The 26,534-nt window shown below is 65.1% G+C and carries 26 protein-coding genes; 15 read left to right on the top strand and 11 right to left on the bottom strand.

The window, feature by feature from the left end; translation table 11 throughout:
• Window positions 1–86: 86 nt before the first annotated feature.
• Window positions 87–575: a MarR family winged helix-turn-helix transcriptional regulator gene (locus tag ACOZJV_RS30690; RefSeq protein ID WP_020296813.1), complete on the top strand. Its 489-nt coding sequence runs from the start codon at window positions 87–89 to the stop codon at window positions 573–575.
• Here the strand turns inward: ACOZJV_RS30690 and ACOZJV_RS30685 are convergent.
• From ACOZJV_RS30685 to ACOZJV_RS30675, 3 genes are all read right to left on the bottom strand, one after another.
• Window positions 572–1,642 carry a transketolase-like TK C-terminal-containing protein gene (locus ACOZJV_RS30685; RefSeq protein WP_421549230.1) on the bottom strand — a complete coding sequence of 357 codons (1,071 nt, stop codon included), beginning with the start codon at window positions 1,640–1,642 and terminating at the stop codon, window positions 572–574. The genes ACOZJV_RS30690 and ACOZJV_RS30685 overlap by 4 nt on opposite strands.
• A gap of 332 nt (window positions 1,643–1,974) precedes the next feature.
• Window positions 1,975–3,015 (bottom strand): AraC family transcriptional regulator, encoded by a 1,041-nt coding sequence (locus ACOZJV_RS30680; RefSeq protein WP_421549229.1) that lies wholly within the window; start codon window positions 3,013–3,015, stop codon window positions 1,975–1,977.
• Window positions 3,016–3,018: 3 nt separating this feature from the next.
• Window positions 3,019–4,149, bottom strand: a complete 1,131-nt coding sequence (locus ACOZJV_RS30675) for a carbon-nitrogen hydrolase family protein (RefSeq protein ID WP_078473259.1) — start codon at window positions 4,147–4,149, stop codon at window positions 3,019–3,021.
• A gap of 209 nt (window positions 4,150–4,358) precedes the next feature.
• On the opposite strand from ACOZJV_RS30675, the gene ACOZJV_RS30670 reads away from it, so the two are divergent.
• Complete coding sequence (locus ACOZJV_RS30670) at window positions 4,359–6,398, top strand: NADPH-dependent 2,4-dienoyl-CoA reductase (RefSeq protein ID WP_201131672.1); 2,040 nt, start codon at window positions 4,359–4,361, stop codon at window positions 6,396–6,398.
• 155 nt (window positions 6,399–6,553) lie between these two features.
• Window positions 6,554–7,483: a 1-aminocyclopropane-1-carboxylate deaminase/D-cysteine desulfhydrase gene (locus ACOZJV_RS30665; protein ID WP_421549228.1), complete on the top strand. Its 930-nt coding sequence runs from the start codon at window positions 6,554–6,556 to the stop codon at window positions 7,481–7,483.
• Here ACOZJV_RS30665 and ACOZJV_RS30660 read toward each other — a convergent pair.
• The 3 genes from ACOZJV_RS30660 to ACOZJV_RS30650 all read right to left on the bottom strand — a co-directional run bounded on the left by ACOZJV_RS30660 (window position 7,480) and on the right by ACOZJV_RS30650 (window position 10,234).
• A complete protein-coding gene (locus tag ACOZJV_RS30660; RefSeq protein WP_020296807.1) occupies window positions 7,480–8,028 on the bottom strand; it encodes a cytochrome b in 549 nt (182 codons plus the stop codon). The genes ACOZJV_RS30665 and ACOZJV_RS30660 overlap by 4 nt on opposite strands.
• A 181-nt stretch (window positions 8,029–8,209) precedes the next feature.
• Entirely contained in the window at window positions 8,210–9,037 is an 828-nt protein-coding gene (gene phnX / locus ACOZJV_RS30655) for a phosphonoacetaldehyde hydrolase (RefSeq protein WP_421549227.1), read from the bottom strand.
• An 87-nt stretch (window positions 9,038–9,124) separates the two neighbouring features.
• Window positions 9,125–10,234 (bottom strand): 2-aminoethylphosphonate--pyruvate transaminase, encoded by a 1,110-nt coding sequence (locus tag ACOZJV_RS30650; RefSeq protein WP_421549226.1) that lies wholly within the window; start codon window positions 10,232–10,234, stop codon window positions 9,125–9,127.
• 115 nt (window positions 10,235–10,349) lie between these two features.
• On the opposite strand from ACOZJV_RS30650, the gene ACOZJV_RS30645 reads away from it, so the two are divergent.
• The gene (locus ACOZJV_RS30645; RefSeq protein WP_421549225.1) at window positions 10,350–11,210 is read left to right on the top strand and encodes a LysR substrate-binding domain-containing protein; all 861 of its coding nucleotides are present in this window, start codon (window positions 10,350–10,352) and stop codon (window positions 11,208–11,210) included.
• A gap of 121 nt (window positions 11,211–11,331) precedes the next feature.
• The gene (locus ACOZJV_RS30640; RefSeq protein ID WP_020296803.1) at window positions 11,332–12,036 is read left to right on the top strand and encodes a YebC/PmpR family DNA-binding transcriptional regulator; all 705 of its coding nucleotides are present in this window, start codon (window positions 11,332–11,334) and stop codon (window positions 12,034–12,036) included.
• A 51-nt stretch (window positions 12,037–12,087) separates the two neighbouring features.
• Here ACOZJV_RS30640 and ACOZJV_RS30635 read toward each other — a convergent pair whose 3' ends face one another.
• A complete protein-coding gene (locus tag ACOZJV_RS30635) occupies window positions 12,088–13,401 on the bottom strand; it encodes a leucine-rich repeat-containing protein kinase family protein (RefSeq protein ID WP_421549224.1) in 1,314 nt (437 codons plus the stop codon).
• A gap of 92 nt (window positions 13,402–13,493) precedes the next feature.
• On the bottom strand, window positions 13,494–14,633 hold the full coding sequence (gene zapE, locus ACOZJV_RS30630; protein WP_421549223.1) for a cell division protein ZapE: 1,140 nt from the start codon (window positions 14,631–14,633) through the stop codon (window positions 13,494–13,496).
• Window positions 14,634–14,940: 307 nt separating this feature from the next.
• Between zapE and ACOZJV_RS30625 the strand changes: the two genes are divergently transcribed.
• The 7 genes from ACOZJV_RS30625 (at window position 14,941) to ACOZJV_RS30595 (ending at window position 21,553) form a co-directional block, all read left to right on the top strand.
• A complete protein-coding gene (locus tag ACOZJV_RS30625) occupies window positions 14,941–15,441 on the top strand; it encodes a spore coat U domain-containing protein (protein WP_421549222.1) in 501 nt (166 codons plus the stop codon).
• Window positions 15,442–15,541: 100 nt separating this feature from the next.
• Window positions 15,542–16,081 (top strand): spore coat protein U domain-containing protein, encoded by a 540-nt coding sequence (locus tag ACOZJV_RS30620; protein ID WP_078473625.1) that lies wholly within the window; start codon window positions 15,542–15,544, stop codon window positions 16,079–16,081.
• 20 nt (window positions 16,082–16,101) lie between these two features.
• Window positions 16,102–16,638 (top strand): Csu type fimbrial protein, encoded by a 537-nt coding sequence (locus ACOZJV_RS30615; protein ID WP_078473624.1) that lies wholly within the window; start codon window positions 16,102–16,104, stop codon window positions 16,636–16,638.
• Window positions 16,639–16,642: 4 nt separating this feature from the next.
• Window positions 16,643–17,143 carry a spore coat U domain-containing protein gene (locus ACOZJV_RS30610; RefSeq protein ID WP_421549221.1) on the top strand — a complete coding sequence of 167 codons (501 nt, stop codon included), beginning with the start codon at window positions 16,643–16,645 and terminating at the stop codon, window positions 17,141–17,143.
• A 43-nt stretch (window positions 17,144–17,186) separates the two neighbouring features.
• On the top strand, window positions 17,187–17,981 hold the full coding sequence (locus tag ACOZJV_RS30605; RefSeq protein ID WP_201131665.1) for a fimbrial biogenesis chaperone: 795 nt from the start codon (window positions 17,187–17,189) through the stop codon (window positions 17,979–17,981).
• A 196-nt stretch (window positions 17,982–18,177) separates the two neighbouring features.
• Window positions 18,178–20,535: a fimbria/pilus outer membrane usher protein gene (locus ACOZJV_RS30600; RefSeq protein WP_421549296.1), complete on the top strand. Its 2,358-nt coding sequence runs from the start codon at window positions 18,178–18,180 to the stop codon at window positions 20,533–20,535.
• 28 nt (window positions 20,536–20,563) lie between these two features.
• On the top strand, window positions 20,564–21,553 hold the full coding sequence (locus ACOZJV_RS30595) for a Csu type fimbrial protein (protein ID WP_078473621.1): 990 nt from the start codon (window positions 20,564–20,566) through the stop codon (window positions 21,551–21,553).
• Window positions 21,554–21,568: 15 nt separating this feature from the next.
• Here ACOZJV_RS30595 and ACOZJV_RS30590 read toward each other — a convergent pair whose 3' ends face one another.
• Complete coding sequence (locus tag ACOZJV_RS30590) at window positions 21,569–22,321, bottom strand: anti-sigma factor family protein (protein WP_421549220.1); 753 nt, start codon at window positions 22,319–22,321, stop codon at window positions 21,569–21,571.
• On the bottom strand, window positions 22,318–22,824 hold the full coding sequence (locus tag ACOZJV_RS30585; protein ID WP_078473619.1) for an RNA polymerase sigma factor: 507 nt from the start codon (window positions 22,822–22,824) through the stop codon (window positions 22,318–22,320). Before ACOZJV_RS30585 ends, ACOZJV_RS30590 begins: the two co-directional genes overlap by 4 nt.
• Before the next feature lie 168 nt (window positions 22,825–22,992).
• Here ACOZJV_RS30585 and ACOZJV_RS30580 point away from each other — a divergent pair, with 168 nt between their 5' ends.
• Complete coding sequence (locus ACOZJV_RS30580) at window positions 22,993–24,081, top strand: catalase family peroxidase (protein ID WP_421549219.1); 1,089 nt, start codon at window positions 22,993–22,995, stop codon at window positions 24,079–24,081.
• Window positions 24,078–24,617, top strand: coding sequence for a cytochrome b (locus tag ACOZJV_RS30575; protein WP_078473617.1), 540 nt, complete (start codon window positions 24,078–24,080; stop codon window positions 24,615–24,617). Before ACOZJV_RS30580 ends, ACOZJV_RS30575 begins: the two co-directional genes overlap by 4 nt.
• A gap of 18 nt (window positions 24,618–24,635) precedes the next feature.
• On the opposite strand, the gene ACOZJV_RS30570 is transcribed toward ACOZJV_RS30575, so the two are convergent.
• Entirely contained in the window at window positions 24,636–25,862 is a 1,227-nt protein-coding gene (locus ACOZJV_RS30570; RefSeq protein WP_421549218.1) for an MFS transporter, read from the bottom strand.
• Window positions 25,863–25,966: 104 nt separating this feature from the next.
• Here ACOZJV_RS30570 and ACOZJV_RS30565 point away from each other — a divergent pair, with 104 nt between their 5' ends.
• Window positions 25,967–26,413, top strand: a complete 447-nt coding sequence (locus tag ACOZJV_RS30565; protein WP_421549217.1) for a winged helix-turn-helix transcriptional regulator — start codon at window positions 25,967–25,969, stop codon at window positions 26,411–26,413.
• Window positions 26,414–26,534 lie beyond the last annotated feature (121 nt).

The following is a 26,534-nucleotide window of genomic DNA, read 5'->3' as shown; positions in this document are numbered from 1 at the left end:
TGTAATTGCAATTGCAACTACATGGCCGAATCTATCCCGGCATGCGCTACTATTGCAACCCTCTTCAGTCCCGCGGATGGTGTTGCATGTCTTCAAATGAGCCCGATGTCTGGTTCCGTTTTGTCAGGGCTCATCGCACGGTCATTCGTGAAATCGAGCGCCGCCTGGCAGATGCCGGGCTGCCGGCCTATGCCTGGTACGACGCCTTGTGGGGCCTGGAAAGCGGCCCCGAAGGCACCCGGCGCATGCACGAACTGGCGGATGTGCTGGCCATCGAGCGCTACAACCTGACGCGATTGGTCGACCGCCTGGAAAACGAAGGCCTGGTGCAACGTTCGCGCTGCGACGGCGATGGGCGTGCCGCGTTCGTGACCATCACCGAAGAGGGGCGGAAACTGCGCAAAAAGATGTGGAAAATCTACGAAAGCGCAGTGGCCGAGCTGTTTCTGTCCCAGCTCGACGAGCAGCAGAAACACAGCTTTGCCGATGCCCTGGAACGCACTGCCGCCCTGGCCCGGGCCTCCACCAGTGGCGCGGACGTGCGCCCAGGCACCCGGCGGTCACGCCCCGCCTAGCGCAAGCCATAGCGCTGCAAAGCCTGCTTGACCTTGGCTGTCGGCAGGCGCTGTTCATCGGCCAGGGCCTTGAGCGCCAGGGTCGCGATCCACTGCCGGCTCGGGCTGCGTGCGGTCGCCGAGCCGGCGCCCAGGGCGACGAAGCGTGCCTTCACGAAGCCGCGCAGTTGGTCGGTCACCGCCTGGCCGTAACCGGTCACCGCCAGGACCGGGTCGCGGCTGTGCCCCAGGCAGCGCATCAGGTGGGCACTGCGCTTGGCGGCTTCTGGATGCAGGCGGTTCCAGCGCTCGGCGGCTGCCGCTTCGCGGGCCAGGCGGGTGTAACTGGGGCAGCTCCAGAGCTGGCTGGCGACCCCCCAGTCCTGCTCCAGCAGCGCCGCCGCCTGGCGTACCTCTTCGAAGGCCTGGCCGGCCCCCAGCAGGCGCACCCGCAGGCTGGCATCGAGCGGGCCGGACTCGGCGACCTTGTACATGCCTTGCAAGGCGTCCCCCCGGTCCTGGGCACCGAGCCTCGGACCCTGTTCGTGGTCATGCAGGGCCAGGTAGTAGAACCCGGGCTGGCCCTCGACATACAAACGGTGCAGCGCGTCCAGGACAATTGCCCGGGTTTCGTCGCCCGAGGCCGGGTCGAAGGGCAGGCAATCCGGGTTGTTGGCCAGCCACAGCGGCAGGGACGGATCGGCGCCTTTGGGCCAGGAGGTGGTCAGGGTTTCATTGTCGTTGCAGAAAATGCCGCGCCGCGCCGACTCGGCGGAAACCGCGCACAGCTGTGCCGAAGAATGGGCGCTGTGCAGGTAGAGCAGCGGTTTTTCCCGGGTATCCCGGGAGAACCGCAACGGCCAGGCGCTGATGCGGGTCGATGCGCCTTGCCGGGCGTTATTGCGCACCACCCAGGCCTGATTGGCCACGCTGCGCTCCAGCTCCAGGGTGTTGGCGATCTCCATTACCGTGAACAGCGGCGAGCGCGCTGGTGTTGCCGGGTTGCCCACGGTCAGGCGGTCGATGCAAGCACGGGCGGCCTGGCCGGCGTGGGATGGGGAAGGGGAGCCGAAGCGGGATGAGGTCATGGTGCGCGCCGTCTGGAGGGATCAGACGGCTACCCTAGCGGAAATGCCAATATCATTGCAATTGCAATGATTGCAGTTGCATCTAACTTGGCCGGGCTAAATCCGTTGCCGCCTGCTACGTTTTATCAGCAGGGAGCGTGCAGTATTTTTTCTGTCATCCCGGCACTTTATGCTGAGGGCGAAGGTCATTAGGCAACAGGTTATTCATACAACGGCAAAGGACGACGCAATGGACGATTACCAGGAAGAACTGCTGGAGTACCAGGCATTTGAATTGGACCCGCTGGACCCAACAGAAGACGCCACCGAGCTGTAAGGCCGGTGGCTTTTTTTTAGGCAAAATGCCGGTGGCTGCGGCGAAACTCGCCGGGCGTCTGGCCGCTCCAGCGTTTGAATGCGCGTTGAAAAGCCTCGGCTGAGGCGAAGCCCAGCAGGTAGGCGATTTCACCGAATGCCAGTTCGGTGTCACGAATGTAAGTCATGGCCAGATCACGACGGGTGTCGTTGAGAATGGCGCGAAACTGAGTCCCTTCCTCGGCCAGCTTGCGCCGCAGGGTCCAGGTCGGCAGCTTGAGGCGTGCCGCCACTTCTTCCAGGTCGGGTTCGCGACCGCCATTGAGCAACGGCCCCAGCAACTGAGTGATGCGCTCGCGCAGGCTGCGGGTGCGGGTCAATTGCTCCAGCTCCCTTTCACACAATTGCAGCAGCAGGCGCCAGGTACTGGGGCAGTGTTCGGGGTTGCGCTGGGCGAGGCTGGCCTGGCTCAGGCGCAGTTGGTTGTGTTCGGCGCCGAACTGGATCGGACAGTTGCCCAGTCGTGCGTAGTCGGCGTGGTAATCCGGGGCGGCGAATTCGATGTCGATCTGTTCGGCCGTGATCGGCTGCGGGCTCAGGCTGGACAGCTGTTGCAGCCAGCCGGCGATGATCGAGTCGACCACGAAACGGTTGTAGGCGTTGTATGGGCTGATGGAATAGAAGCGCAGCCAGGCGCCGTCGGCGTCTTCGTGAAAGCTCGACTGGCCCCGGTAGTTGGAGCCGTACAAGGCTTCAAAGCGCGTCAGGCAACGCGCGGCTTCGCGCACGGTCGGTGCTTGGGCGGCAGTGACCCCGGCCAGCCCGAGCTGGCTGAGACGGCCGAGTTGGCCCATGCGCAGGCCCAGGGCCGGGTCGCCGGTGAGCTGAATCGCCGCATGGCCCAGGCGCATGTAACGCGGAATCGACAGTCGGGCGCCGGCTTCGCCCAATCGCGCCGCGTCCAGCCCGTATTGCGCCAGCAATGGCGCCGGGTCCAGGCCATGGCTGCCCATGGCATCGGCCAGGCTGTGGACGAAGCCCACCGACAGATCGCCCAGGCGCATGGGTTGCGGCTTCATCACCTACAACCAGATATTCAACAGGCGGGCGCCGCGGGCTGCGTCGTCGGCATAGGTCTGTTCGGGGCTGCTGATAAAGCTCTGGCCGGTGCTGCGCTGGTCCCAGAACTGCCCCCGCAGGAACACGCTGACCCCGGCTGTGGCTTGGCTGCTGGGGGCGCGGGCGGTCAGGGTCAGGCGATGCCAGGCTTCGCCTTCACTGAGTTCGCCGGGTTTGAGGCTGATCTCGCTGGGGGTCATTTCGTTCTTGTAGCCACGCCACGGTTTGTCCCAGGTGCCACGACCGATGACCACCGCCGGCACGGCTACCAGTTGCGCGCCTTGTTCGTCGAGCTTGCGGTAGTTGTCCGGGTACCAGCTGTCGCTGCCGATCAATACCCCGAGGCGCCCGGCGGGGGTGTCGATGACGTTGACGGCCTGGTCCTTGGCGGGGCTGATAAAGCCGCGCTCGGTGAAGTCCGGGTACAGCTGGCGCTGTGGCTGGCCTATGGGCAGGCCATCGCGGCCAAATACCAGGCTGCTGTTGTACAGCGCGCCGCTGCCGATCTGCAGGGTGCCCTGGTTGACGCTTGGTTCCGGCAGCACGATGGAGCCGGCCACCAGGGTCACCTGAAACTCTTTGGCCAGGCCGCCAAACAGCTGTTGATAATCCCGGGCCATGGCCTTGGCTTTCATCCGCAGGTGAGCGTCTTGCAGGCGACTGTCACCCTTGGCAACGATCAGTGCCCGCAGGAAGGGCAGTGGGTTGCTGACCGCCAGCCAGTTCATGGCTTCTTTCAGGGTGGCGGCCTGGTACAGCTCGTTTTTCTCGCCGCTGACCATCAGCCAGGTGCCCACGTGTTCGGGCAGTACGACGATAGTTTTTTCATTCAGCAGGCCCTTGTCGCGGGCCTGCTGCAGGTAGGCCGCGAGCTTGCGGTGCAGGCGTTCGGGGCTTTGATAATCGGTGGGGAACAGCTCGGGCTGGATGCCCAGCAGGTTGCCGTGGTCGGCGGGCTGGCCCTGGTCCACGGCGAGGTTGATGCGCAGGTCCGACAGGTAGTGCCCGACCGGACGCTCTCGGGTCCAGATGGCATAGCTGGTGAGGGCGGCGATCAGGGCCATGGAGGCGGTGAAATAGAGAAGTTTGCGCATGGGAAAACAGTCAGCGGCCGTGTGCAGGATTCGTCGACTAGGGTAGGGCCCATGCCGACGCTTGCCAAGGGGCGCTGCGCATTTGGATCAATAAGTTGTCAGTTACGGTCATTGAGCGGCCGGTGCGCTGCTCTTAGTCTGTCGAGCATGACTGATGGAAGCCGCAGAGCTTCCGCATTTTTCCGTGAACGCTCGATGTGGAGTTACCGATGGCCGCCGCTCACTACCCGCACCTGTTGGCCCCGCTGGACCTGGGGTTTACCACCCTGCGCAACCGCACCCTGATGGGCTCGATGCACACCGGGCTTGAAGAAAAACCCGGCGGCTTCGAGCGCATGGCGGCCTACTTCGCCGAGCGCGCCCGGGGCGGTGTTGGCTTGATGGTGACCGGCGGTATCGGCCCCAACGACGAAGGCGGCGTGTACTCCGGTGCGGCCAAGCTGACCACCGAGGAAGAGGCGCTCAAGCACCAGATCGTGACCCGCGCGGTGCATGAGGCGGGCGGCAAGATCTGCATGCAGATCCTCCACGCCGGACGCTACGCCTACAGCCCGAAACAGGTGGCGCCAAGCGCGATCCAGGCGCCGATCAACCCGTTCAAGCCCAAGGAGCTGGACGAGGAGGGCATCGAGAAGCAGATCCGCGATTTCGTCACCTGCTCGGCCCTGGCACAGAAGGCCGAGTACGACGGCGTCGAAATCATGGGCTCGGAAGGTTATTTCATTAACCAGTTCCTGGCGGCCCACACCAACCATCGCACCGATCGCTGGGGCGGCAGCTACGAAAACCGTATGCGCCTGCCGGTGGAAATCGTGCGTCGGGTGCGCGAAGCCGTAGGTCCGAACTTCATCATCATTTTCCGTCTGTCGATGCTCGACCTGGTGGAAGGCGGCAGCTCCTGGGAAGAAATCGTGCAACTGGCCAAGGCCATCGAGCAGGCCGGCGCCACCCTGATCAACACCGGGATCGGCTGGCACGAAGCGCGGATCCCGACCATCGCCACCAAGGTCCCGCGTGCCGCATTCAGCAAGGTCACCGCCAAGCTGCGGGGTGAGGTGGCGATTCCGCTGATCACCACCAACCGCATCAACACCCCGGAAGTCGCCGAGCAGATCCTCGCCGAGGGCGATGCCGACATGGTGTCCATGGCGCGGCCGTTCCTGGCCGATCCGGACTTCGTCAACAAGGCCGCCGAAGGCCGCGCGGATGAAATCAATACCTGCATCGGCTGCAACCAGGCCTGCCTGGACCATACCTTTGGCGGCAAGCTCACCAGTTGCTTGGTCAACCCGCGGGCCTGCCATGAAACCGAGCTCAATTACCTGCCGGTGCAGCAGATCAAGAAAATCGCCGTGGTCGGTGCCGGTCCTGCCGGGTTGTCCGCTGCCACGGTGGCGGCCGAGCGCGGGCACCAGGTGACCCTGTTCGATTCGGCGAGTGAAATCGGCGGCCAGTTCAACGTCGCCAAGCGCGTGCCGGGCAAGGAAGAGTTTTTCGAAACCCTGCGCTATTTCAAGCGCAAACTGCAGACCACCCATGTCGAGGTGTGCCTGAACACTCGGGTGGATGTGGCGCAACTGGTGGCTGGCGGTTATGACGAAATCATCCTCGCCACCGGCATCGCCCCGCGCCTGCCGGCGATCCCGGGGGTGGAACATGCCAAGGTCCTGAGTTACCTGGACGTGCTGCTGGAACGCAAGCCAGTGGGCAAGAGCGTGGCGGTGATTGGTGCCGGTGGCATCGGGTTCGATGTGTCGGAATTCCTGGTGCATCAGGGCGTCGCCACCAGCCAGGACCGTGAAGCGTTCTGGAAAGAGTGGGGCATCGATACCCAGTTGCAGGCCCGTGGCGGCGTGGCCGGGATCAAGGCCCAGCCCCATGCCCCGGCGCGCCAGGTCTTCTTGTTGCAGCGCAAGGCGTCCAAGGTGGGTGACGGCCTGGGCAAGACCACCGGCTGGATCCACCGCACCGGGCTGAAAAACAAGCAGGTGCAGATGCTCAACAGCGTTGAATACCTGAAGATCGACGACGCCGGCTTGCATATCCGCATCGGCGACAGCGGCGAGCCGCAAGTGCTGGCGGTGGACAACATCGTGATCTGCGCCGGCCAGGATCCGCTGCGCGAGCTGCAGGACGGCCTGCTTGCTGCCGGGCAGAACGTGCACCTGATCGGTGGTGCTGATGTGGCGGCGGAGCTGGATGCCAAGCGCGCGATCAATCAGGGATCGCGGTTGGCTGCGGCATTGTAAGAGGGCGTGGGCGAGGCGTTGGTCATGAGGGCCAGCGCAGCCTCGCGGGCTCGGCAGCGGCTACAGGCATGTACCGTGTAGCCGCTGCAGCCCTGAGCCCTGTGGGCCACACCCCTGCTAGACTGCGCTCCCTTTGTTAGCCGAACCCCGCGCCGATGTCCTTCCCCGATTCCTTCGACTGGCTACCCCAGGCACCGCTGCAACCCATGACCCTGGACTGGCTGGCCCAGGCCGGGGTCGAGGTGGCGGTGTTGCGTCTGGAGCAGATCGATCCACTGATCAGCGGCAACAAGTGGTTCAAGTTGCTTGAATACGTTGCGGCGGCGCGCCAGGCCGGGGCCAGTGGAATCATCAGCCTTGGCGGGGCCCACTCCAATCACCTGCATGCCCTCGCCGCGGCGGGGCAACGCTTTGGTTTCGCCACCGCCGGCCTGCTGCGCGGTCATCCGCAAGACCCCCCCACCGTGCTCGACCTCAAACGCATGGGCATGCACCTGCACTGGCTCGGCTATGGCGGCTATCGGGCGCGGCATGAGCCCGGGTTCTGGGCACCCTGGCAAACCCGGTACCCACAGCTGTACCCGGTGCCCGAGGGCGGTGGCGGCTTGCCCGGGGCGCGGGGTTGCAGGGGGCTGGTGGCGCAGGTTCGCCAGCAGTTGAGTGGGCTCGGCTGGGCGGATTATCACGGCTGGTGGCTGGCCTGCGGCACCGGCACCACCCTGGCCGGCCTGGTGCTGGCCGAACATGGCGCGCACCCGGTGTATGGCGCGCTGGCGGTGCCGGACGATCATGGGGTGGCGCAGAACGTCGAACGGATCCTGTGCGAGGCTGGGCACACGGCATCGGGCTACGAGTTGCTTGATGCCAGTCGCGGTGGTTTTGCCAAGGTCGACCCGCCGTTGCTGGCGTTTATCGAGGCCAGTGAAGGCCAGAGTGGTATCGCGCTGGAGCCGTTGTACACCGGCAAGGCCTTGCTGGCGTTGCGGGAGGCGATCGAGGCGCGGCGTTTTGCCCGGGGAACCCGCCTGGTGTTTGTCCACACCGGCGGCCTGCAGGGCCGCCGGGGCATGACCGGCGCTGCTTAGCTGCGTTTAGGCAGCATCCGCAGCAGGGTGTTGTCGCGCATGAAGTAGTGGTGATACAGACCGGCCAGCGCATGCAGGCCGATCAGCCAGTAGCCGATGGTGCCGCCCAGTACGTGCCAGCCTTCGATCTGCTTGGCCAGCGGCTTGTTCTCGGCGATCAGCAGCGGCAGGTCGATGCCGTAGAACATCACCTGATGCCCTTCGGCGCTGGTGATCAGCCAACCCAGGATCGGCATGGCAATCATGAACAGGTACAGCGCCCAGTGCATCAGCTTGGCCAGCCACTGCTGCCAGTTGGGCGGTGTCGGCACGATTTTCGGCGCCACCCCCAGGCTGCGTGCAAACAGGCGCAGCCAGACCAGCAGAAACACCGTCAGGCCGAGCATGAAGTGGGCTTCCTTGATCAGCGTCCGCCCGCCACTGCCTTTGGGAAAGATGCCGCGCAACTCAATGCAGGCGTAAACCACCGCCAGCAACACCAGCATCAGCCAGTGCAAGGTGATAGAGACCGTGCTGTATCGAGCATCGGAGTTCTTCCAGGGCATACGACTTTCCTCACTCATCAGGGCTGAAACCTCCGTTCTTGAACGACGGAGTGCTTTAACTGTAATCCTGTTTGAGCCGGTGCGCCTTGACCTGGTGCGAGGTTTAGGCCGCGCCGCACGAAAAAACCCTAAAAAGCGACAGCCCCGCAACAGGCTGCCGTTCCGGCGGGTAGGGTGCCGATCAGCAGCCCTGGGGTGTCTCGCCCCGGGCCAGGCGCTGGTTGATATCGGCGACCACCTGGGGCAGGTCGGCGAGGGTGTCGATCAGGTAGTGCGGGCGCGAGCTTGCGAACAGGGCGTGTATACGTTTGCGCTCGTTGGCCAGGGTCTCGCTGTCGAGGGCGCGATAGGTTTCGTAGCTCAAGCCCAGGGCGTTGCCGGAACAGGTCAGGGCCACGGTCCACATGCCGGCGCGACGGCCTTCGAGGATACCGGGCACGGTGTCGTCGACCTTGACACAGGCCGCCACATCCTCGATGCCCAGGGCAATCACGTTGGCCAGGGCCTGAGCCGGCCAGGGGCGGCCGTTGGGCACTTCATCGGTGGCCACCACATGGTCGGCGACGTAGCCATTTTTTGCCGCCAGCTGCACCACCTTGTCCATCACCTGCTTCGGATAACCGGAGCACGAACCGATCTTCAGCCCCTGCTCGCGCAACTGGGCGATGGTGTCCAGGGCGCCGGGGATCAGGGCCGAGTGTTCGGCGATCTTTTCGATCTGCAGCGGCATAAAGCGCTGGTAGATGGCCGTGACATCGTCATCGCTCGGGGTACGGCCGAAAGCTTTGCGATAGCGCTCGGCCACCGGCGGCAAGTTGCACAGGGTGCGGATGTGATCCCACTTGCCCATGCCCATCGGGCCGCGGGCTTCTTCGATGGACACCTGCACATCGAACTCGGCAAAGGCTTCGACGAAGATCTGGGTCGGCGCAAAGGAGCCGAAGTCGACCACGGTGCCGGCCCAGTCGAGGATGGCGGCTTGCAGTTGGCTGGGGGTGTTGTAGCTCATGGCGAAGTCCTGTTGGGGGCGGGTGATCCGCGTGGGCCGGAGGTCGGCGTTTAAAGGGCAATCGGTTTTTTGCTGCGGGCTGGAGTGTCAGATCTCCAGCACCTGCATTTCTTCAAGCGCCTGGGCGATGGCCGCCACCGCAGCCTGCATCTGGGCCGGGTTGACGTGGCCTATACAGCCCACGCGAAAGGTCTCGACCTCGGTCAGCTTGCCGGGATAGAGGATGAAACCCTTGGCCTTGACCCGCTCGTAGAACGCCTTGAACTGGTAGCGCGGGTCTTTGGGAGCATGGAAGGTGACGATGATCGGCGCCTGGATCTGTGCCGGTAGAAAACGGCGAAAGCCCAGGGCGACCATGGCTTCGATCAGGGCCTGGCAGTTATCGGCATAACGCTGATGGCGTGCCGGCAAGCCGCCTTCTTCGGCGTACTGCAACAGCGCTTCGTGCAGCGCCGCGACCACGTGGGTCGGCGGGGTGAAGCGCCATTGGCCGGTCTTGGCCATGTAGCTGTGCTGGTCGAACAGGTCCATGGCCAGGGAGTGGCTGTTGCCGGCGGCCTGGGCCAGGGCGTCCTTGCGGGCGAAGACCAGGCCCATGCCCGGCACGCCTTCCAGGCATTTGCCGGAGGCGGCGATCAGGGCGTCGAATGGCACCTGCCGGGCATCGATCGGCAGCGCGCCAAACGAGCTCATGGCGTCGATGATCAGGCGTTTGCCATGGCGGGCCGTGACCTGGGCAATGTCCGCCAGCGGGTTGAGGATGCCGGTGCTGGTTTCACAGTGGATCAGCGCCACATGGGTGATGCCGGGGTCGGCCTGCAACAGGCGCTCGACGTCGGCGGCGGTGGTCGGTTGGTCTTCGGCGGTTTCAAAGGTCACATAGTTGCGGCCGAGCACCTCGCAGATCTTCGCCAGGCGTTTGCCATAAGCGCCGTTGATCAGCACCAGGACCTTGCCATCGCGCGGTACCAGGGTGCCGATGGCGGCTTCCACGGCAAAGGTGCCGCTGCCTTGCAGGGGCACGCAATGGTGGCTGTCGGTGCCGTTGACGATGGCCAGCAATTGCTCGCAGAGGCTGGCAGTCAGCTGGTTGAAGCCTTCGTCCCATGAGCCCCAGTCCACCAACATCGCCTGACGGGTACGCGCCGAGGTGGTCAGGGGGCCGGGGGTGAGCAGGAGGGGGGCGGCGGTGGTCATGCGGGGTCCTCGCAGGTGCGCTGTGGGGTGAAATCTACGGGGCCTAAATTGCAGTTTGGCTTGTCATCAATCAAATTGTTTGTTGTGATGCCAGCGATAAGTGAGGCTGATAGATATGAATTTATTCCAACTCCGCGCATTCGATGCCGTGGCCCGTGAAGGCAGCTTTACCCGGGCCGCGGCGCGGCTGTTTATCAGCCAGCCGGCGGTCACCGGGCACATCAAGGCGCTGGAGGAGCACTACCAGATCACTCTGTTGCGGCGGACCGCACGCCGGGTCGAACTGACGGAGGAGGGGATCAAGCTGGCGGCCATCACCCGGGCCATGTTCAGTTTGTCGGAAGAGGCCCAGGCGCTGCTGGAAGCCAACCGCCAGTTGCTGAGCGGACGCCTGGAGGTGGCGGCGGACGGGCCGCACCTGGTGATGCCGCTGCTGGCCCGCCTGCGCGCGCGGTATCCGGGCATCACCGTCAACCTGCGCCTGGGCAATGCCCAGGAAACCCTGGCGGCGCTGCTGTCCGAACATGCCGATGTCGCGGTACTGACCGAAGTCGAGCCGCGCAAGGGCCTGCATTTGCACGGCTTGGGCGAGTCGCGGATCTGCGCCCTGGTGCCGGCCGATCATCCATGGCTGGCCCGGCCCGAAGGGGTGCTTCTGGAACAGTTGGACCAGGTGATCATGGTCTTGCGTGAGCCGAGCTCGACCACTCGCCGCACGTTTGACCAGGCCTGCGCCCTGGCCCAGGTCAACCCTCGGGTGTTGCTGGAGCTGGACAGCCGCGAGGCCGTGACCGAGGCGGTCGCGGCCCAATTGGGGGTGGGCGTGGTGTCGTCGGTGGAGGTCAGCCCCGACCCACGGGTGCGGGCGCTGCCGATCATTGGCGAGGGCCTGCTCAACCGGCATTGGCTGGGGTGCATGGAGCGACGCCGGGAGTTGCGCCTGATCCAGGCGTTCTTCGAACTGGCAGCGGAGTAAGGGCCCGCCCTGGCGCCATCGCCGATCTGACTTTTTGGTCGATTGGCGCCTTGAGGACGGGTAAACTTGCCCATCGCGTCGGCCAAATCCAACTCGACGCCATCGATCAAGAGAGTGAGTAATGGGCGCACAGTGGAAGGTTAAACACAAAGAAGCAGCAGCCAACGCCAAGGGCAAGATCTTCGGCAAGCTGGTGAAAGAGATCACCATCGCCGCACGCAACGGCGCAGACACCTCGACCAACGCGCACCTGCGGCTGGTGGTCGAGCAGGCGAAAAAGGCCTCGATGCCCCGTGAGACCCTGGAGCGTGCCATCAAGAAAGGTTCCGGCCAACTGGGCGAAACCGTGCAATACCATCGCGTGACTTACGAAGGCTTCGCCCCGCACCAGGTGCCGCTGATCGTTGAATGCGTCACCGACAACATCAACCGTACCGTCGCTGAAATCCGCGTGGCCTTCCGCAAGGGCCAACTGGGCGCTTCCGGCTCGGTGGCCTGGGACTTCAACCACGTCGGCATGATCGAAGCATCGCCTGACAGCCCGGACGCCGACCCTGAGCTGGCCGCCATCGAAGCCGGGGCCCAGGATTTCGAGCCAGGTGAAGACGGCGCGACCCTGTTCCTGACCGAGCCTGCGGACCTGGATGCCGTGCAGAAAGCCCTGCCCGAGCAAGGGTTCACCGTGCTCTCGGCCAAGCTCGGCTACCAGCCGAAAAACCCGGTCAGCGGCCTCACCGACGAGCAGATGGCCGAGGTCGAAGCCTTCCTCGAAGGCCTGGACAACCATGACGACGTGCAAGACATGTTCGTCGGTCTGGCCGGCTAAGGCGCAGACCCTGGCGGCCGTTCAGTTCAGCGGCCGCCAGCGTCGCCCGAATCAAACCTCGCGCAATACCTCCAGAACCTCTTCAAAGCCCGGCCGCGCCAGCACCTCTGGCTGACAACAGCGGCTGACCAGTTGCTCCAGAGCCTCTCGTTGTTGGTCGCACAGGCCGCTGTCGGTGCGTTGCAGCAACTCCTCCAGCAGAATGCCGAAGGCCCGCACTTCGATCCGTTGCAAGGCTCGGGTTTGAGCCGTGTCCTGGGTGACGTGGAACGAGGCCGCGCCAAAATCCCCGAGCAGGCAATCGCCCTGCTGATTCAACAAGGTGTTGTGTCCGTACAGGTCGCCGTGGGTGATGCCCTGGGCGTGCAGGTGGGCGCCGACCGCAGCGATACCGCTGGCGATGCGCAAGGTTACCGGGCCATCGAAACGCTCGGTGTCGGCGTAGATATCCCGCGAGCAGGAGGCCAGGCTCGGCAGTCCCGCCAGGTTGCGGTAGCTGGGGTCGATCAGTTGCATCACCAGGCCATTTTGCGCCTCGGGGTGCCCGACCACGCGGCCTTCGACGCGGATCAGGTTCGGGTGCCGGCCGGCGGTGATGCAGGCATTCATTTCATGCAGTGGCGAGCCGTCGCTGGTCATCTCGCCCTTGTACAGCTTGACCGCCACTGCCCGCGCAGCGTGCCCGGCAGGTTGCCATTGGGCTTGATAAATCACCCCCGAGGCGCCTTCGCCCAGGCGCTGCTGCAACTGCAGTTCGCTCCAGGGAATGTTCGGCGTGGCCTCCAGCGCCGCGGCATCGGCCTCGGACTCCAGCGGGTTGCCGGCGTAGGCCAGCCAGGTCAGGCGCGGCAGGGCGAGGAGGAACGGCGGCAATTCCCGTAACTGGTTGGCGGCGATCCGTAGCAGCTCCAGGTTGTGGCACTGGCTCAGGCTCGGCGGCAGCTGGGTCAGACGGTTGCCCGCCAGCATCAGCTTTTGCAGCAGCGGGCGCTGGCCCAGTTCGTCAGGCAGCTCGCTGATGCGGTTGTCGGTCAGGATCAGCCAGCGCAGCTGCGGTGGCAGGGCAGCGGCCGGTACCTGTTCGATACGGTTGGCCTTGAAGCCGATCATGCTCAGATGGGCGCACTGGCCGAGGCAGGTCGGCAGTTCGCTGAACAGGTTGTCGGAACAGAACAGCACCCGCAGGTGCGGCAGTCGGTGCAGGTCGTCGGGCAGGCTGCTCAGGGCGTTGCCACTGAGGTTGAGGATCTCCAGGGAGTCTGCCAGGTCGAAGATTTCCCGGGGGAACTCGGTCAGCCCGGCGCTCAGGTCCAGGCGCTTGATGCCCGCCAATTGGCCGGCTTGCAGTTGAGCAAGGGTATTCATGAACAGCTCCGACACTCGGCAGGAAGGCGACCCTGGAGCCGCGCAAAAGGGCGCCATGATAGCGGCTGGCGCTGGGGGCGGCGATCACTCCCTCAGCCGAGCGGGGTCTCGGGGCCGATTTCCAGCAGTTGCCCCAGGCGGCTGCGGGTTCGCGCCAGATCAATGGCGTTGCCGCCCAGGCTTTCGCGCAGGGGCAGTTCGCCGATCAGCAACAGGCGCTTGTCCTGGTCGTAGAGCACGTCGATCAGGTTGATAAAGCGCTGCTGGGCGGCAATCGAACATTCGCCCAGGTCCGGCAGCTCATCGATGATCCAGGTATCAAAGCGCCGGCTCAGTTCCAGGTAATCCATGACCGCGGTCGGCTGGTCGCACAGGTCGCTGAATTCGAAACGGACACTGCGCTGGTCGCACAGCCGCGCCTGCAACACCCGCGCGCCCACCGTCAGGGCAAAGGCGGCGGTGTTGCGGTCCGGCAACTGCAAGGCCTGGCGCTGCTGTGCCGTGCCGGGCCAGATGTAGTGGCCCTGGGTGAACACTTGTTGGGTGTGGGTGCGGGCCTGGCTGCGATAGTCGTGGGGGCCGCCGACTTCCATCACCTGCATGCGCGCGTTGATCAGGTCGATCACCGGCTTGAAGCGTGCGTGGTACAGCGGGTTGGGCAGCAGCCCCTCGGGCGGGTAGTTGGAGGTCACCAGCAGCACGATGCCGCGCTTGAACAGGGCCTTGAACAGGCGGGTGATGAGCATTGCATCGCCGATGTCATGCACATGGAACTCGTCGAAGCACAGCACCTGGCAGTGCTCCAGCAACTCGTCGAGGGTGGTTTCCAGGGCATCTGGCTGCTGCCGATGGCGGAACATGCCCTGATGCAGCTGGGCGAAGAAGTCGTGGAAGTGCAGGCGCTGTTTCTGCTCCAGGGGGATGGCGCGGAAGAACCCATCCAGCAACCAGCTCTTGCCCCGGCCCACCGCACCGTGCAGGTACAGGCTGCGCACCTGCTGGCCATGGCCCCGGAGCAGGGCGTTGGCCAGTTGCGCCATGCAATCGATCACCCGCTGCTGGCTGTGGCTCAGGGTATAGCCCTGGTCCTGGGCCTTGTGCCGGAAGTAGTCGTGGATCAATCGGGTGCTGGCGCTGTTAGCCGCCGGCCGGGCGAACGCCTTGCCCAGCAGCGAGCGCAGGCGTGGCCATTTGGATGTGCGTTGCGAGCGGTTTGGCGGTAAGGCGGCCAATGAATTCACCCCGATGTGTTGCAGAGCCGCTCCCCCTGGAACTGGCGCGCTAATTTAACCAATACAAAACTGTGCATCCAGTCTCATGCAAAACCCGAAAATAAATGAGACAGAAAGTTACCGCCTGTATAGGTTTTATGTCCCGTAAAACCTGGGCTAAAACCCTTTTCAACCTCAGGTAAGTCCATTTTCAATGGATCCAATCGTCCGGGGCGACTGGACGTTTATCGTTCGCTGGCTAACCTTCAGCCCAGAACGGGTTCCTCAAAAGGACTGGGGTTTGAATGGATTTTCGGTTTTGGCAGCCATGAGCGCGCTGCTCGCCAGCAACGCATCGGCCGCAGACCTGCAGGTGCAGGTCCGGGTCGATGTGCAGCGCGGCTGCCAGTTGATCGGTCAGCCGCGCGAGGCCGGCATCGAGCAGCTCGGCGTCCTCGACTTTGGCAGCGCTGCGCGCCTGGACGACCCCGCCGGACCCTTGGGCGCGGCCCTGATCAACGGCCGTTTGCCTCGCCTGGAATGCAACCCGGACACCCCTTATCAACTGCGTGTCGACGGTGGCCTGCATGGCGGCGTGGGCGACGTGCGTTACCTGGCGAGCAATGAGCCCTCGACCCCACCCATCCCCTACCGCCTGTATCAGGACGCCGCTCGCCGTATTGCTCTGCCGGTGAATGTGTCGGTCAGTGGCCGGGTGCCCGACTCGGGGAGTGTGGACCTGCCTTTGTATGGGCGTATTGAACCGCTGGCCGGCGTCCCCCGGGCCAGTCTCTATTCCGATGTGGTGAAGGTCACGGTCACCTGGTAATCCCAGGTGGATAGCGCTGTTCCGGTGGATCCGGACAGGCAGGGAAGTCGCTCGCGGTGAGCGGCAATGCAGGAGTCCTGATGGAATTAGGATGGGAGCGATGACACGCAGAACCTGGACCACGGTGGCGCTGGGCGCGCTGTTGCTGCTGGCTGACGACGCATACGCGGCGATCACCGGGCAGATCGACGCGCGCCTGGTGATCACCGCCAGTTGCCAGGTCAGCAGTGGCACCGGCGATGTCCCGGGGAGCCCGGTCAGTGATCCGGGGATGCTGGATTTCGGCCAGCAGGGCCCGACCTGGACTCGCCCGATCAACGCCAGCCTCAGTGACAGCGCCGACGACCAGTTGCACGTCGCGTGCAATTCCTCGGTCACCGGTTTCACCGTGACCATCAATGGCGGCCTCAACGGCGACGGCACCACCCGGCGCTTGAGCAACGGCCGGCAGACCATTCCCTATCGTTTGTTCGTCGATGCTTCCGGAACCGACAGTTACAGCATCGGCCAGCAACGCAATTTTGCGGTGACCAACGGAACCCAGGTGCCCATACCGGTGTTCGGCTCGGTGGTCGCAAACACCCGTGCGGTTCCGGCGGGGATCTACACCGACATCCTGACGATCACCCTGGATTGGTAACTCAAATGAGGAAGGACATCATGCACGCGCTTGTATCTCGAATCGGCTGGTCATTGCTGGGCCTGGCCATGGTTTCAACGGCCCAGGCCGCCACCACCGTCACTGGCCAGATCAACTCGACCCTGACCTTGATCAGCAGTTGCCAGGTCAATGGCGTCGGCGGCAGTTCGTCGTTGAACTTCGGTACCTTGAGCTTCGGCACCGCCAACAGTCTGTTCACCGAGGCCGATGGCCAGGTGCTCGGCGGTGGCGGTGGGGCGCTGTCGATTCTCTGCTCGTCCGGCACCACCCCGGCGATCAAGGTCCGTGCCGGGTCTCATGACGGCCAGTCCAGCGGCGGCTCGCGGGCCCTGGCCGATGGCAATGGCAACTTTGTGCCCTACGACCTGTACACCGATACCGGGCACTCGCAATTGCTGGCCATCGACGGAGTGATCACCCTCGCCGGCAGCACCGGGGTGGCGCAGACCGTAAACCTGTACGGCAAGGCAGTGGGCAAGGCCGGGCTGCCGGCGGGCAACTACAGCGACACCATCGCCGTCGAACTGACGTTCTGATGCCATGGTCCGCCACCGTTGTGCGGCCCTGGCAGTGCTCTGTGCCTGCAGTGTCCCGCCGCCACTGGCGGCGGTGACCAGCCAGAGCTTCCAGGTCAGCGCCACCGTGACCGCCGGCTGCCTGGTGGTGGGCGGGGTCTCGAACTACGGCAACCTGGGGTTCGGCAGCCTGTCGGCGCTGTCCACCAGCACCGTGAGGGTCGCGCTGAGCGGCGGGGTACAGCTGCAATGCACGCCGGGGGTGACCCTGAACATGACTGTCGACGGCGGGCAGTACAACAGCAGCGGGCGGCACATGCAGCTCAATAGCGGCAGTGCGCGGGTGGCGTATCAGTTGTTTCGCGATGCGGCCTACAGCCAGAGCCTGGGTATCGGCCAGAGCGTGGCGGTGGCCTACAGCGATGCCAATAACATCAGCCTGCCGATCTATGGGCAGGTGCAATTGCCGGGCAATCAGCCTGGGGGGACATACAGCGATGTGCTGCAGGTGCAGCTGTCGTGGTGATGGAGCTGAGCGATCAAGGCCTTAGGGCATAAGGAGTTGCAGTATGTCTTCACCTTTACTTGCGCAGGTGCGGCGCGCGCGCTGCGCGCTGTTGGGGCTGGTGCTGCTGGGGGCGAGCCAGGTGCAGGCCGCCAGTTCGGTGCTGATCTGGCCGATTGACCCGGTCCTCGAAGCGGACCAGCAAGCCAGCGCCCTGTGGCTGGAAAACCGCGGCACCGAGACCGCGAACCTGCAGATCCGGGTCTTTGCCTGGAACCAGAGCGGTTTCGCCGACCAGTACCAGAACCAGCGCGACGTCATCGGCAGCCCGCCGGTGGCCAAGATCGAGCCCGGGCAAAAGCAGCTGGTGCGCCTGACCCGAACCCGCGAAGTGCCGCCGGGCCAGGAGCTGGCCTACCGCATCATCATCGATGAGATCCCTTCGGCCGCGCCGGTCGAGGCCACTGGTGACAACAAGACCGCCGCCGCGATTCGTTTCCAGATGCGCTATTCGGTGCCGCTGTTCGCCTACGGCCCCGGGCTCTGGAGCAAGGAAGACACCACCCGCAAACGCGACCCCAAGGGGGCCGGAGTGCCGGACCTGAGCTGGCGCAAAGTGGCGGCGGACGGGCGCTCCTATGTCGAGGTGCGCAACCAGGGCGCGGTGCATGCGCGACTGACCGACGTGGCGTTCAAGCAGGCTGGGCAGGCCAAGCCCTTGGTCGAGGGCCTGCTCGGGTATGTGCTGCCGGGGGCGGTGATGCGTTGGCCGGCCCCCGAGGCACTGGCCGGCGACTCGACCCTGCAATGGCGGGTCAACGGCGCGCCACAGGTGCAGAGTCTGGCGCCGACCCGCTAACCCGCTGAGCTGATTCACCAGGTGGTCCTGAAGCCGGCTCGTGCGCTGTCGGTGGTTGTGCGGCTGTGGGTGCGTGCGCCCCGGATAAGGACCAAGTCACATAGCTGGCCGGAGCCGGAGTGCTCGCCAGTGGACAGGGACAAGGCGGGCCGCTTGTCTCGGGATGGAGATGTCCATAGATGGACGCACACTCAACATGAGCCTGGGGTCGGCTCGCTGTTTCTGGCGTTCAACCTGGTTGGCCAGCGGCCTGTGCGGGTTGCTGCTGGCGCCTGAGAGCCAGGCGGGCGACCTGCCGCCGCCGCCCTCGAGCCTGGAGGCCGTAACCGATGCGCAGCTGTATCTGGAACTGTTGGTCAATCAGCTCAATACCGGGCAGGTGGTGCCGGTGCAGCAGCGGGCAGGGCATTTCCTGGTGCCGGTCAGCGTGCTGCGGGCCAGCGGCATGAAACTGCCCGAGACCTTGCCTGACGAGATCGATCTGGACAGCCTGCCCGGGCTGCACAGCGAGTACGACAGCCAGGGCCAGCGCCTGCTGTTGAATGTGCCGGCGAACTGGTTGCCCGAGCAGTGGGTCGGCAGTCGCCAGGCCTATCCGCAGACCGAGGCCCGCACTAGCTTCGGTGGTTTGCTCAATTACGATCTGTACCTCAATGACACCGATGATGCCGGCACCTACCTCGCGGCCTGGAACGAAGTGCGGCTGTTCGACAGCTGGGGCACGCTGTCCAATACCGGGCAGTACCGGCGCACGCTGTCCGGCGCTGGCAACGGTACCCTGAATAACGGCTACCGGCGCTATGACACCACGTGGCGTTACTCCGACGATGTGCGGATGCTGACGTACGAGGCCGGGGACCTGGTCAGCGGCGCATTGCCCTGGAGCAACTCGGTGCGCCTGGGCGGGGTGCAACTGTCCCGGGACTTTGGCGTGCGCCCGGACCTGGTGACCTACCCCTTGCCGCAGTTCGCCGGGGAAGCGGCAGTGCCGTCCTCGGTCGATCTGTTTATCAATGGCTACAAGTCCAGCAGCGCCGACCTGCAACCCGGACCCTATACCCTGACCAACATTCCGTTTATCAACGGTGCGGGAGAGGCGGTGGTGGTGACCACTGATGCCCTGGGGCGGCAGGTGTCGACCACGGTGCCGTTCTACGTCACCAGCACCCTGTTGCAAAAAGGCCTGACGGATTTCTCGGTGGCTGCCGGGACCCTGCGCCGAGACTACACCGTGCGCGATTTCGGTTATGGCCCCGGCGTGACCTCGGGCAGCCTGCGTTACGGCCTGAGCGACAGCCTGACCCTGGAAAGCCACGCCGAAGCCTCGGACTCCCTGACCCTCGGTGGGGTGGGGGGCAACCTGCGCCTGGGCAACTTCGGTGTGCTCAACACCGCCCTCAGCCAAAGCCGGTTCGACGGCGATGGCGGCCAGCAACTCAGCTTCGGCTATCAATACAGCAGCCAGCGCTACAGCCTGGCGTACCAACGCATGCAACGCCATGACCGCTATGCCGACCTGACCGTGGTCGACAGCCCCTATGCCAGCCTCAGCCAGCGCAGCGAGCAAGTCACCCTGAGCCTCAACCTCGAGCGTTACGGCAGCCTCGGTGCGGGCTATTTCGATGTGCGCGCCGCCGATGATTCGCGCACCCGGCTGCTCAACCTGACCTGGAGCAAGTCACTGTGGGGCAACAGCAGTTTCTACCTGTCGGCCAACCGCGAGATCGGTGACAGCGACTGGGCGATGCAGGCGCAACTGGTGATCCCCTTCGACCTGCGCGGCAGCCTGAGCATCGGCAACGAGCGCAGCAAGGCCGGGGAGAATCGCCAGCGGGTCAACTACAGCCGCTCGGTGCCCAGCGAGGGCGGGGTCGGTTTCAACCTCGGTTATGCCCATGGCGACGGCCCGGCCTACCGTCAGGCCGACCTGACCTGGCGCCTGCAATCGGTGCAGTTGCAGGCCGGGGTCTATGGCAGCAGCGAAGCCCAGAGCCGTTGGGCCGATGCCAGCGGTTCGCTGGTGTGGATGGACCGCCAGGTGTTCGCCGCCAACCGCATCGACGATGCCTTTGTGGTGGTCAGTACCGACGGTTACCGGGATATCCCGGTGCGCTACGAGAACCAGCTGGTGGGCCAGACCGACAAGAACGGCCACCTGCTAGTGCCCTGGAGCAGCGCCTACTACCGCGGCAAGTACGAAATCGACCCGTTGAACCTGCCGGCCAACGTGCAGAGCCCGAATGTCGAGCAACGGATCGCCGTGCGGCGCGGCAGCGGCTACCTGCTGGAGTTTCCATTGAGCCGGATCATCGCCGCCAGCGTGGTGCTGGTGGATGCCCGGCAGCAGGAGTTGCCTCTGGGCAGCAGCGTCCAGCATGAGCAGAGCGGGACCTGGGCGGTGGTTGGCTGGGACGGCCTGGTGTACCTGGAGAACCTGGCGCCGCAGAACACCCTGCACGTGACCCTGGCCGACGGCCAGACCTGCAGCGCGCAATTTCCCGTGGATATGCAACAGCAACAGGTGCCGCTCATCGGGCCCTTGCTGTGCCAATGAGGCCGGACACGCAAAAAGGAGGTTCGACATGCAAGGGCAAACCCACCGCTGGACAGGGGTGCTGGGCGGCCTGGCACTGCTGCTGCCGTATCCGGCACTGGCCTTGTGCACCACGGTCACCACCAGCCCGGCGGCGTTTGGCACCATCAGCTCGATTGCCGTGCGCACCACCAGCCAGCCCAGTTCCAGCCTCAACGCCGGCTTGAGCTGCACCGGCTCGCTGTTGTCCGTGCTGGCCAGCAATGACCATTTCTACGCCACCATCACCTCGACCCAGAGCGGCCTGGTGGGGCCGACGGGCGACGTCATCGGCTACACCCTGTATGGCAACAACAGCACCAGCTACCCGATTACCCGGGGCACGCCATTCGATTTCGGACGCAATTCGATTATCGATCTGCTGGGGCTGCTGGGCAGCCCGACCGTGGCCAAGCAGGTGCCGATCTACCTGGGCAGCATCACCGGGAGCAACGTGGCGGCGGGGGTCTATACCGAAAACCTGAGCATCTTCTGGAACTGGAACTACTGCTCCGGGATTGCCGTGTTGGGCGGATGCCTGGGGCGGGACATCGGCAGCGGGACCAAGTCCCTGACCGTCACCATGACCGTGTCCAACGATTGCGTGATTACCGCGCCCAATATCAGTTTCGGCAGCGCCCCGGTGATCAGCGCTTTCGCCACCGTCACCGGGCAGACCATCAACCTCATGTGCACCAAGGGCAGCGCCTACACGGTGGGCTTGAGCGATGGCCAGCAACCGCTCAGCGCGGGCGGTCGGCGGCGGATGATTTCCGGTAGCAACTACCTGGCCTACGACATCTTCAAAAGCGCCGGCAGCACCCGCTGGGGCAGTGTCGGCGCGGCCCGGCGCGCCAGTACCGATGCCGAGGTCTTCCCCGGCAACGGCCTGGGCACGGGCAGCCAGATCTTCAACTACAACGCCAAAATCTACACCGACCAGGCCACGCCACCGGCTGGCACCTACCTCGACAACGTGGTGCTGGATGTGGGCTTTTGACGCGCCGGCCAGGGCTTAAAAGCGTTGGGTCTGTTGCAGCATTTGCGCCGCTGGCGAATCCGTCGGGCTGACCATGGCGTAGTTGTAGCCACTGTCGGACCAGTACACCGCCTGCAACTCGCCATCGCGGCGACTGCCCCGGGGCAGCAGTTTGTTCTGCGGGCCTGGCGGGCGGATGTAGAAACTCAGCTTGCGCCCGTCGGGATCCTGGTACAGCACCATCGCCGCCGGTCCTTGCTCGGTGCTCAGCAGGCGTGCGCTGACCGCCTTGAACCCGGCGCTTTGCAGGTCCGGCAGGCGAGTGGCCTGGGTGAAGTAGCGGTCGAGCCAGGTTTGCATCGCGCGGCTGTCATCCACCTTGAAATCAGCCGGCAGGATCTGCTCCTGGGCGAACAGGCGGTAGGCCTGCAGGGCGTCGGTCATCGGTGGCGTGCCGTTGGCCAGGGTCATCTCCCGCGCCTGCCAGCCGCTGAAACCGCCGAGGCCGACGGCAATCAGCAGCAACGCCGCGCTGGCCAACTGGCGCCGCAGCTGGTGCTTGAGACGCTGGCGAATCTGCCCCGGGTCCAACTGCGGGTTTGGCGCTTGCTGCAAGGCGCCGCCCAGGGCCGCGCGCAGGTGCTGGGCGTCCTGCTGCCAGGCCTGCACCTGCGCGGCCAATTCCGGGTGGGAACCGAGGTAGGTCTCCAGTAGGCGCCGGTCGCTGTCACTGAGCCGATGGTCGACGTAGGCGTGCAGGTCGTGTTCGCTGGGGGGCAGGCTGATCATTTGAGTATCCGCAAAGAAGGGCTGTGGATTTCGCCGTCGGTGAGCTGGCGCAGGGCCTGGCGAGCGCGGGACAGGCGCGACATCACGGTGCCGGTGGGGACGTCGAGAATCTCGGCGACCTCCTTGTAGCTCAACCCCTCGACCGAAACCCACAGCAGCAGGGCGCGCTGCTCGGTGCTCAGGCGGTCGAAGGCGGCCAGGGCCGATTGGGCCAGGACCGTGCGCTCCGTTGAGGGTTGGCTGTCGTCGCGGCCGGTAAAGAACGCCAGCATTCGCGCGTAACGCCGGGAACGGCGATGGGCATCGAGAAACTGTCGGTAGAGGATCGCGAACAGCCAGGCACGCAAGTCACCGTCGGGCCGTTTGTCGGTCCAACTCGTCAGCGCCCGCTCCAGGCACGCCTGCACCAGGTCGTCGGCGCTGCTGGGATTGCGCGTCAGTGACACGGCAAAGCGCCGCAGCCGGGGAATCAGCAGGCGCAACTGTTGATCGAGTTCGTTCATGGGTTCCTGCAGGTTTTTGGCCAGTCACTACGCTTGAGCCTAGGAAGACGCCCGACGCCTGAGGTTATTCCCCGGCCGGAAAAATAAACACCGCGCCATGGAATAAAGCCCGTTGCCCTGCGTCTGTCTGATCCTTGCCACCTGCGGCCCACGGCCCTGGAGTTTTTCATGGTTGATCACCCGACACCGCCTTCGCCGCCTACTCCGCCGCCCCTGGGCACCGGCAGCCTGGTCCTGCGCCTGGCCGGGATAGCCCTGGTGGTGGTCGCCGTGGCCGGCGCCTTCGCCTACGTGCGCGGCACCCTGGACCCACAGCGGCTGACGCCCAAGGCCCTGGTGGACGTGCTGGAGAAAAACAACGGGGTGCATCCCGGATTTCGTCGCAACCATGCCAAGGGCGTGTGCGTGATCGGCTACTTCGAGAGCAGCCCCGAGGCCCGCGTCTATTCCAGCGCCCAGGTCTTCAGCGCAGCCAGGACCCCGGTGGTCGGGCGGTTCGCCTTGCCCAGCGGCAACCCCTATGCGCCCGACAGCAGCGTGCCGATCCGCAGCCTGGCCTTGCGTTTCACCCAGGCCAACGGCCAGCAGTGGCGTACGGGGATGAACAGCATGCCGCTGTTCCCGGTGGGAACGCCCGACGCCTTCTATCAAATGCAGCAGGCCAGTTCGCCCGACCCGGCCACTGGCAAGCCCAACCCGGCCAGCATGCCGGCATTCTTTGCCGGCCATCCGGAGACGGCGCCGTTCCTGCAATGGGTCAAGGGCGCCAAACCCTCGGCCAGCTACGCCACCGAGACCTACAACGGCATCAATGCGTTTTACCTGGTGAACGCCAGCGGTCAGCGCCAGGCGGTACGTTGGGGCGTGGTGCCGGAGGCCCGGGACGCTGCCGACGTCAATGCTCCCCAGGGGGCTGACTTTCTGCAGCAGGACCTGGTCAAGCGCCTCGCGGCCGGGCCGTTGAAATGGCAGTTGATGATCACCCTGGCCAACCCCGGCGACCCCACGGTCGATGCGAGCAAGGCCTGGCCCGCCGACCGCAAGGTGCTGAATGCCGGGACCCTGGTGCTGCAAAGCACCCAGGCGCAAAACAATGGCGAATGCCGCGACATCAACTACGACCCGCTGGTTCTGCCCGCCGGGATTGAAGGCTCCGACGACCCGCTGCTGGCCGCGCGTTCGGCGGCGTACGCCAGTTCCTACCTGCGCCGCACCAGTGAAGTCAGCCAATTGCCGTCCCAGGAGGCCCGCCCATGAGCGCCCACCCGAACCACTTCGCGCCCTTGGCGCGGCTGCTGCACTGGCTGATGGCGCTGATGGTCATCGCCATGCTGTTTATCGGCGCCGGCATGGTGGCCTCGGTGTCTGAGCGCCATGAATGGCTGATCCACCTGCACAAGCCCCTGGGCATTGCGATTTTGCTGCTGGTGATTGTGCGTCTGTTTGTACGCTTTTCCACCCGGCAGCCGCCGCTGCCTGCCGACCTGCCGGGCTGGCAGGTGCTGGCAGCCAAGGCCTCGCATCTGCTGCTGTATGCACTGATGCTGATTCTGCCGTTGCTGGGCTGGGCGATGATCTCGGCGGCGGGAGACCCGGTGATGCTCGGCAGTGCGTGGCAACTGCCGGCGATCCTGCCGGCCAATGCCCAGGTCTTCGCAGTGTTGCGCAAGGCCCATGGTCTGCTCGCCTACTTGTTGTTTCTGACGGTGCTGCTGCATTTGGCGGCGGCCCTGTTTCACGGCTGGGTCCGGCGTGACGGGGTGCTGCAAAGCATGTTGCGTGGCAAGGGCTGAGGGCGCGCGGGCGTCGTTTCAGGAAGCACAAAGTGCCTGCTTTTGCGGCGCCAGGCTCCACAGCCAATACAGCAGCGCCAGGCCATTGATCGCCGCGCCCAGCAGGCAGACCCCGGTCCAGCCGGCCCAGGCATACACGGTGGTCGAGGCGATCGAGCCGCCGGCACTGCCGATCGAGTAAAACACCATGTAACCGGCAGCCAGGCGGCTCTGGGCTTCAGGGCGCACGCTGTAGATCAGGCTCTGGCTGGTGACATGCACCGCCTGCAAGCCCAGGTCGAAGGTGATCACACCCACCAGCAGCGCCCACAGCGAGGACTGGGTAAATGCGATGGGCAGCCAGGAGGCCAGCATCAGGGCCAGGGCCAGGCCGCTGGTCCACTGCGCCCAACCGCGATCCGCCCAGGCCCCGGCCCGTGCAGCGCCCAGGGCTCCGGCGGCGCCGGCCAGGCCGAACAGGCCGATCTCGGTGTGGGACAGCGACAGCGGCGGGGCACTCAGGGGCAGCACCAGCGGGGTCCAGAGCACGGTGCCGGCGGCGAAGATCAACATCGCCAGCAGCGCCCGGTCGCGCAGGACCTTTTCTTCGCGGAACAGGCTGAACATCGAGCGAATCAACTGGCCATAGTGGCTGGCGGCCGGCTTTTGTTCGGTTTTCGGCAGCACTCGCCACAGCAGCACAGCCATCAGCAGGGTCAGCCCGGCCGACAGCAGGTACACCGAGCGCCAGCCCGCGAGGTCGGCCATGCTGCCGGACACGGTGCGGGCCAGCAGGATGCCGATCACGATACCGCTGGTGACCATGCCCACCACCCGGCCCCGCTCATGGGGCGCGGCGAGGTTGGCGGCGTAGGCCACCAGCACTTGGGTCACCACCGCCAGCAGGCCGCAGCCGGCCATGCCCAGCAGCAGCCAGGTACTGCTCGGGGCCAGCGCCACCACCAGCAGCGCCACGACCGAGAGCAACGTCTGGCCGACGATCAGGCGCCGGCGGTTGAGCAGGTCTCCCAGGGGCACCAACAGCAACAGGCCCAGCCCATACCCCACCTGAGTCAGGCTGACCACGCCGCCGACGCTGGCCGCCGGCATGCCAAAGGCCTGGCCCATGGCGTCCAGCAACGGCTGGGCGTAATACACATTGCCCACTGCCAGGCCACAGGCGACGGCGAACAGCAGCACCACCGAGGCGCGGATGCCGGGGGCGGACAGGGGAGGTTCGGATGAGGGCAAAGTTGGGTGTGGCATGCTGGGCTCGCTGTAAGTGGTTGCGTTATGAAACCACTTGTACCCTAGTGAGACTGGTTTTATATTGCAACCACTTTTCTGAAAGCCCGGAGTGAACCCCACCCATGGTCAAACGCACACGTCTGGAAGGCGCCGAATGCCCGGTCGCCCGCTCACTGGATGCCATCGGTGATTGGTGGTCGTTGCTGATCGTCCGGGACGCCTTTGATGGCATCTGCCGCTTTGGCGAGTTCCAGCGCAACCTGGGCATGGCCAAAAACATCCTCGCCGCTCGCCTGCGCACCCTGGTGAACCACGGGATTTTCCAGGTGGTGCCGGCTTCCGATGGCAGTGCCTACCAGGAGTACGTGCTGACGGAAAAGGGCAAGGGCCTGTTCCCCCTGATCATCGGCTTGCGCCAGTGGGGGGAGGCGTTTTTCTTCGAGGCGGGGGAGGCGCATTCACGGGTGGTCGACCGCGAGAACGGGCAGCCGGTGCAGGCGCTGGAGCTGCGTGCGGCGGATGGACGCCTGCTGGGGCCGGATGATTGCCTGCGCCTGCCGGCGCAGTGAAGCGGGGGGGGGGGGGGGGGGGGGGGGGGCCCCCCCGCGGGGGGGGGGCCGGGTGTTTTACAGGGGGGGGGAGGGTGAAAGCACGGCCGTTGCCACCGGGAAAGCGCGCGTGGCCGGCCAA

It is taken from the genome of Pseudomonas sp. QD4 (genome assembly GCF_049199125.1).
In the GTDB taxonomy this organism is placed as follows: Bacteria; Pseudomonadota; Gammaproteobacteria; order Pseudomonadales; family Pseudomonadaceae; genus Aquipseudomonas.
The sequence above is the reverse complement of the archived record's forward strand: the minus strand, read 5'-3'. Positions and strand labels throughout refer to the sequence as shown.

Bases quoted from the DNA above. Each gene is read 5' to 3' on its own strand.
- ACOZJV_RS30620 (WP_078473625.1), top strand. From the start codon at position 15,542: ATGACACGCAGAACCTGGACCACGGTGGCGCTGGGCGCGCTGTTGCTG.
- ACOZJV_RS30595 (WP_078473621.1), top strand. From the start codon at position 20,564: ATGCAAGGGCAAACCCACCGCTGGACAGGGGTGCTGGGCGGCCTGGCA.
- ACOZJV_RS30670 (WP_201131672.1), top strand. From the start codon at position 4,359: ATGGCCGCCGCTCACTACCCGCACCTGTTGGCCCCGCTGGACCTGGGG.
- ACOZJV_RS30675 (WP_078473259.1), bottom strand. From the start codon at position 4,149: ATGCGCAAACTTCTCTATTTCACCGCCTCCATGGCCCTGATCGCCGCC.
- ACOZJV_RS30635 (WP_421549224.1), bottom strand. From the start codon at position 13,401: ATGAATACCCTTGCTCAACTGCAAGCCGGCCAATTGGCGGGCATCAAG.
- ACOZJV_RS30585 (WP_078473619.1), bottom strand. From the start codon at position 22,824: ATGAACGAACTCGATCAACAGTTGCGCCTGCTGATTCCCCGGCTGCGG.
- ACOZJV_RS30610 (WP_421549221.1), top strand. From the start codon at position 16,643: ATGGTCCGCCACCGTTGTGCGGCCCTGGCAGTGCTCTGTGCCTGCAGT.
- ACOZJV_RS30565 (WP_421549217.1), top strand. From the start codon at position 25,967: ATGGTCAAACGCACACGTCTGGAAGGCGCCGAATGCCCGGTCGCCCGC.
- ACOZJV_RS30680 (WP_421549229.1), bottom strand. From the start codon at position 3,015: ATGAAGCCGCAACCCATGCGCCTGGGCGATCTGTCGGTGGGCTTCGTC.
- ACOZJV_RS30625 (WP_421549222.1), top strand. From the start codon at position 14,941: ATGAGCGCGCTGCTCGCCAGCAACGCATCGGCCGCAGACCTGCAGGTG.
- ACOZJV_RS30605 (WP_201131665.1), top strand. From the start codon at position 17,187: ATGTCTTCACCTTTACTTGCGCAGGTGCGGCGCGCGCGCTGCGCGCTG.
- ACOZJV_RS30685 (WP_421549230.1), bottom strand. From the start codon at position 1,642: ATGACCTCATCCCGCTTCGGCTCCCCTTCCCCATCCCACGCCGGCCAG.
- ACOZJV_RS30660 (WP_020296807.1), bottom strand. From the start codon at position 8,028: ATGCCCTGGAAGAACTCCGATGCTCGATACAGCACGGTCTCTATCACC.
- ACOZJV_RS30665 (WP_421549228.1), top strand. From the start codon at position 6,554: ATGTCCTTCCCCGATTCCTTCGACTGGCTACCCCAGGCACCGCTGCAA.
- ACOZJV_RS30650 (WP_421549226.1), bottom strand. From the start codon at position 10,234: ATGACCACCGCCGCCCCCCTCCTGCTCACCCCCGGCCCCCTGACCACC.
- ACOZJV_RS30575 (WP_078473617.1), top strand. From the start codon at position 24,078: ATGAGCGCCCACCCGAACCACTTCGCGCCCTTGGCGCGGCTGCTGCAC.
- ACOZJV_RS30570 (WP_421549218.1), bottom strand. From the start codon at position 25,862: ATGCCACACCCAACTTTGCCCTCATCCGAACCTCCCCTGTCCGCCCCC.
- ACOZJV_RS30645 (WP_421549225.1), top strand. From the start codon at position 10,350: ATGAATTTATTCCAACTCCGCGCATTCGATGCCGTGGCCCGTGAAGGC.
- ACOZJV_RS30615 (WP_078473624.1), top strand. From the start codon at position 16,102: ATGCACGCGCTTGTATCTCGAATCGGCTGGTCATTGCTGGGCCTGGCC.
- phnX (WP_421549227.1), bottom strand. From the start codon at position 9,037: ATGAGCTACAACACCCCCAGCCAACTGCAAGCCGCCATCCTCGACTGG.
- ACOZJV_RS30640 (WP_020296803.1), top strand. From the start codon at position 11,332: ATGGGCGCACAGTGGAAGGTTAAACACAAAGAAGCAGCAGCCAACGCC.
- ACOZJV_RS30580 (WP_421549219.1), top strand. From the start codon at position 22,993: ATGGTTGATCACCCGACACCGCCTTCGCCGCCTACTCCGCCGCCCCTG.
- ACOZJV_RS30690 (WP_020296813.1), top strand. From the start codon at position 87: ATGTCTTCAAATGAGCCCGATGTCTGGTTCCGTTTTGTCAGGGCTCAT.
- ACOZJV_RS30590 (WP_421549220.1), bottom strand. From the start codon at position 22,321: ATGATCAGCCTGCCCCCCAGCGAACACGACCTGCACGCCTACGTCGAC.
- ACOZJV_RS30600 (WP_421549296.1), top strand. From the start codon at position 18,178: ATGAGCCTGGGGTCGGCTCGCTGTTTCTGGCGTTCAACCTGGTTGGCC.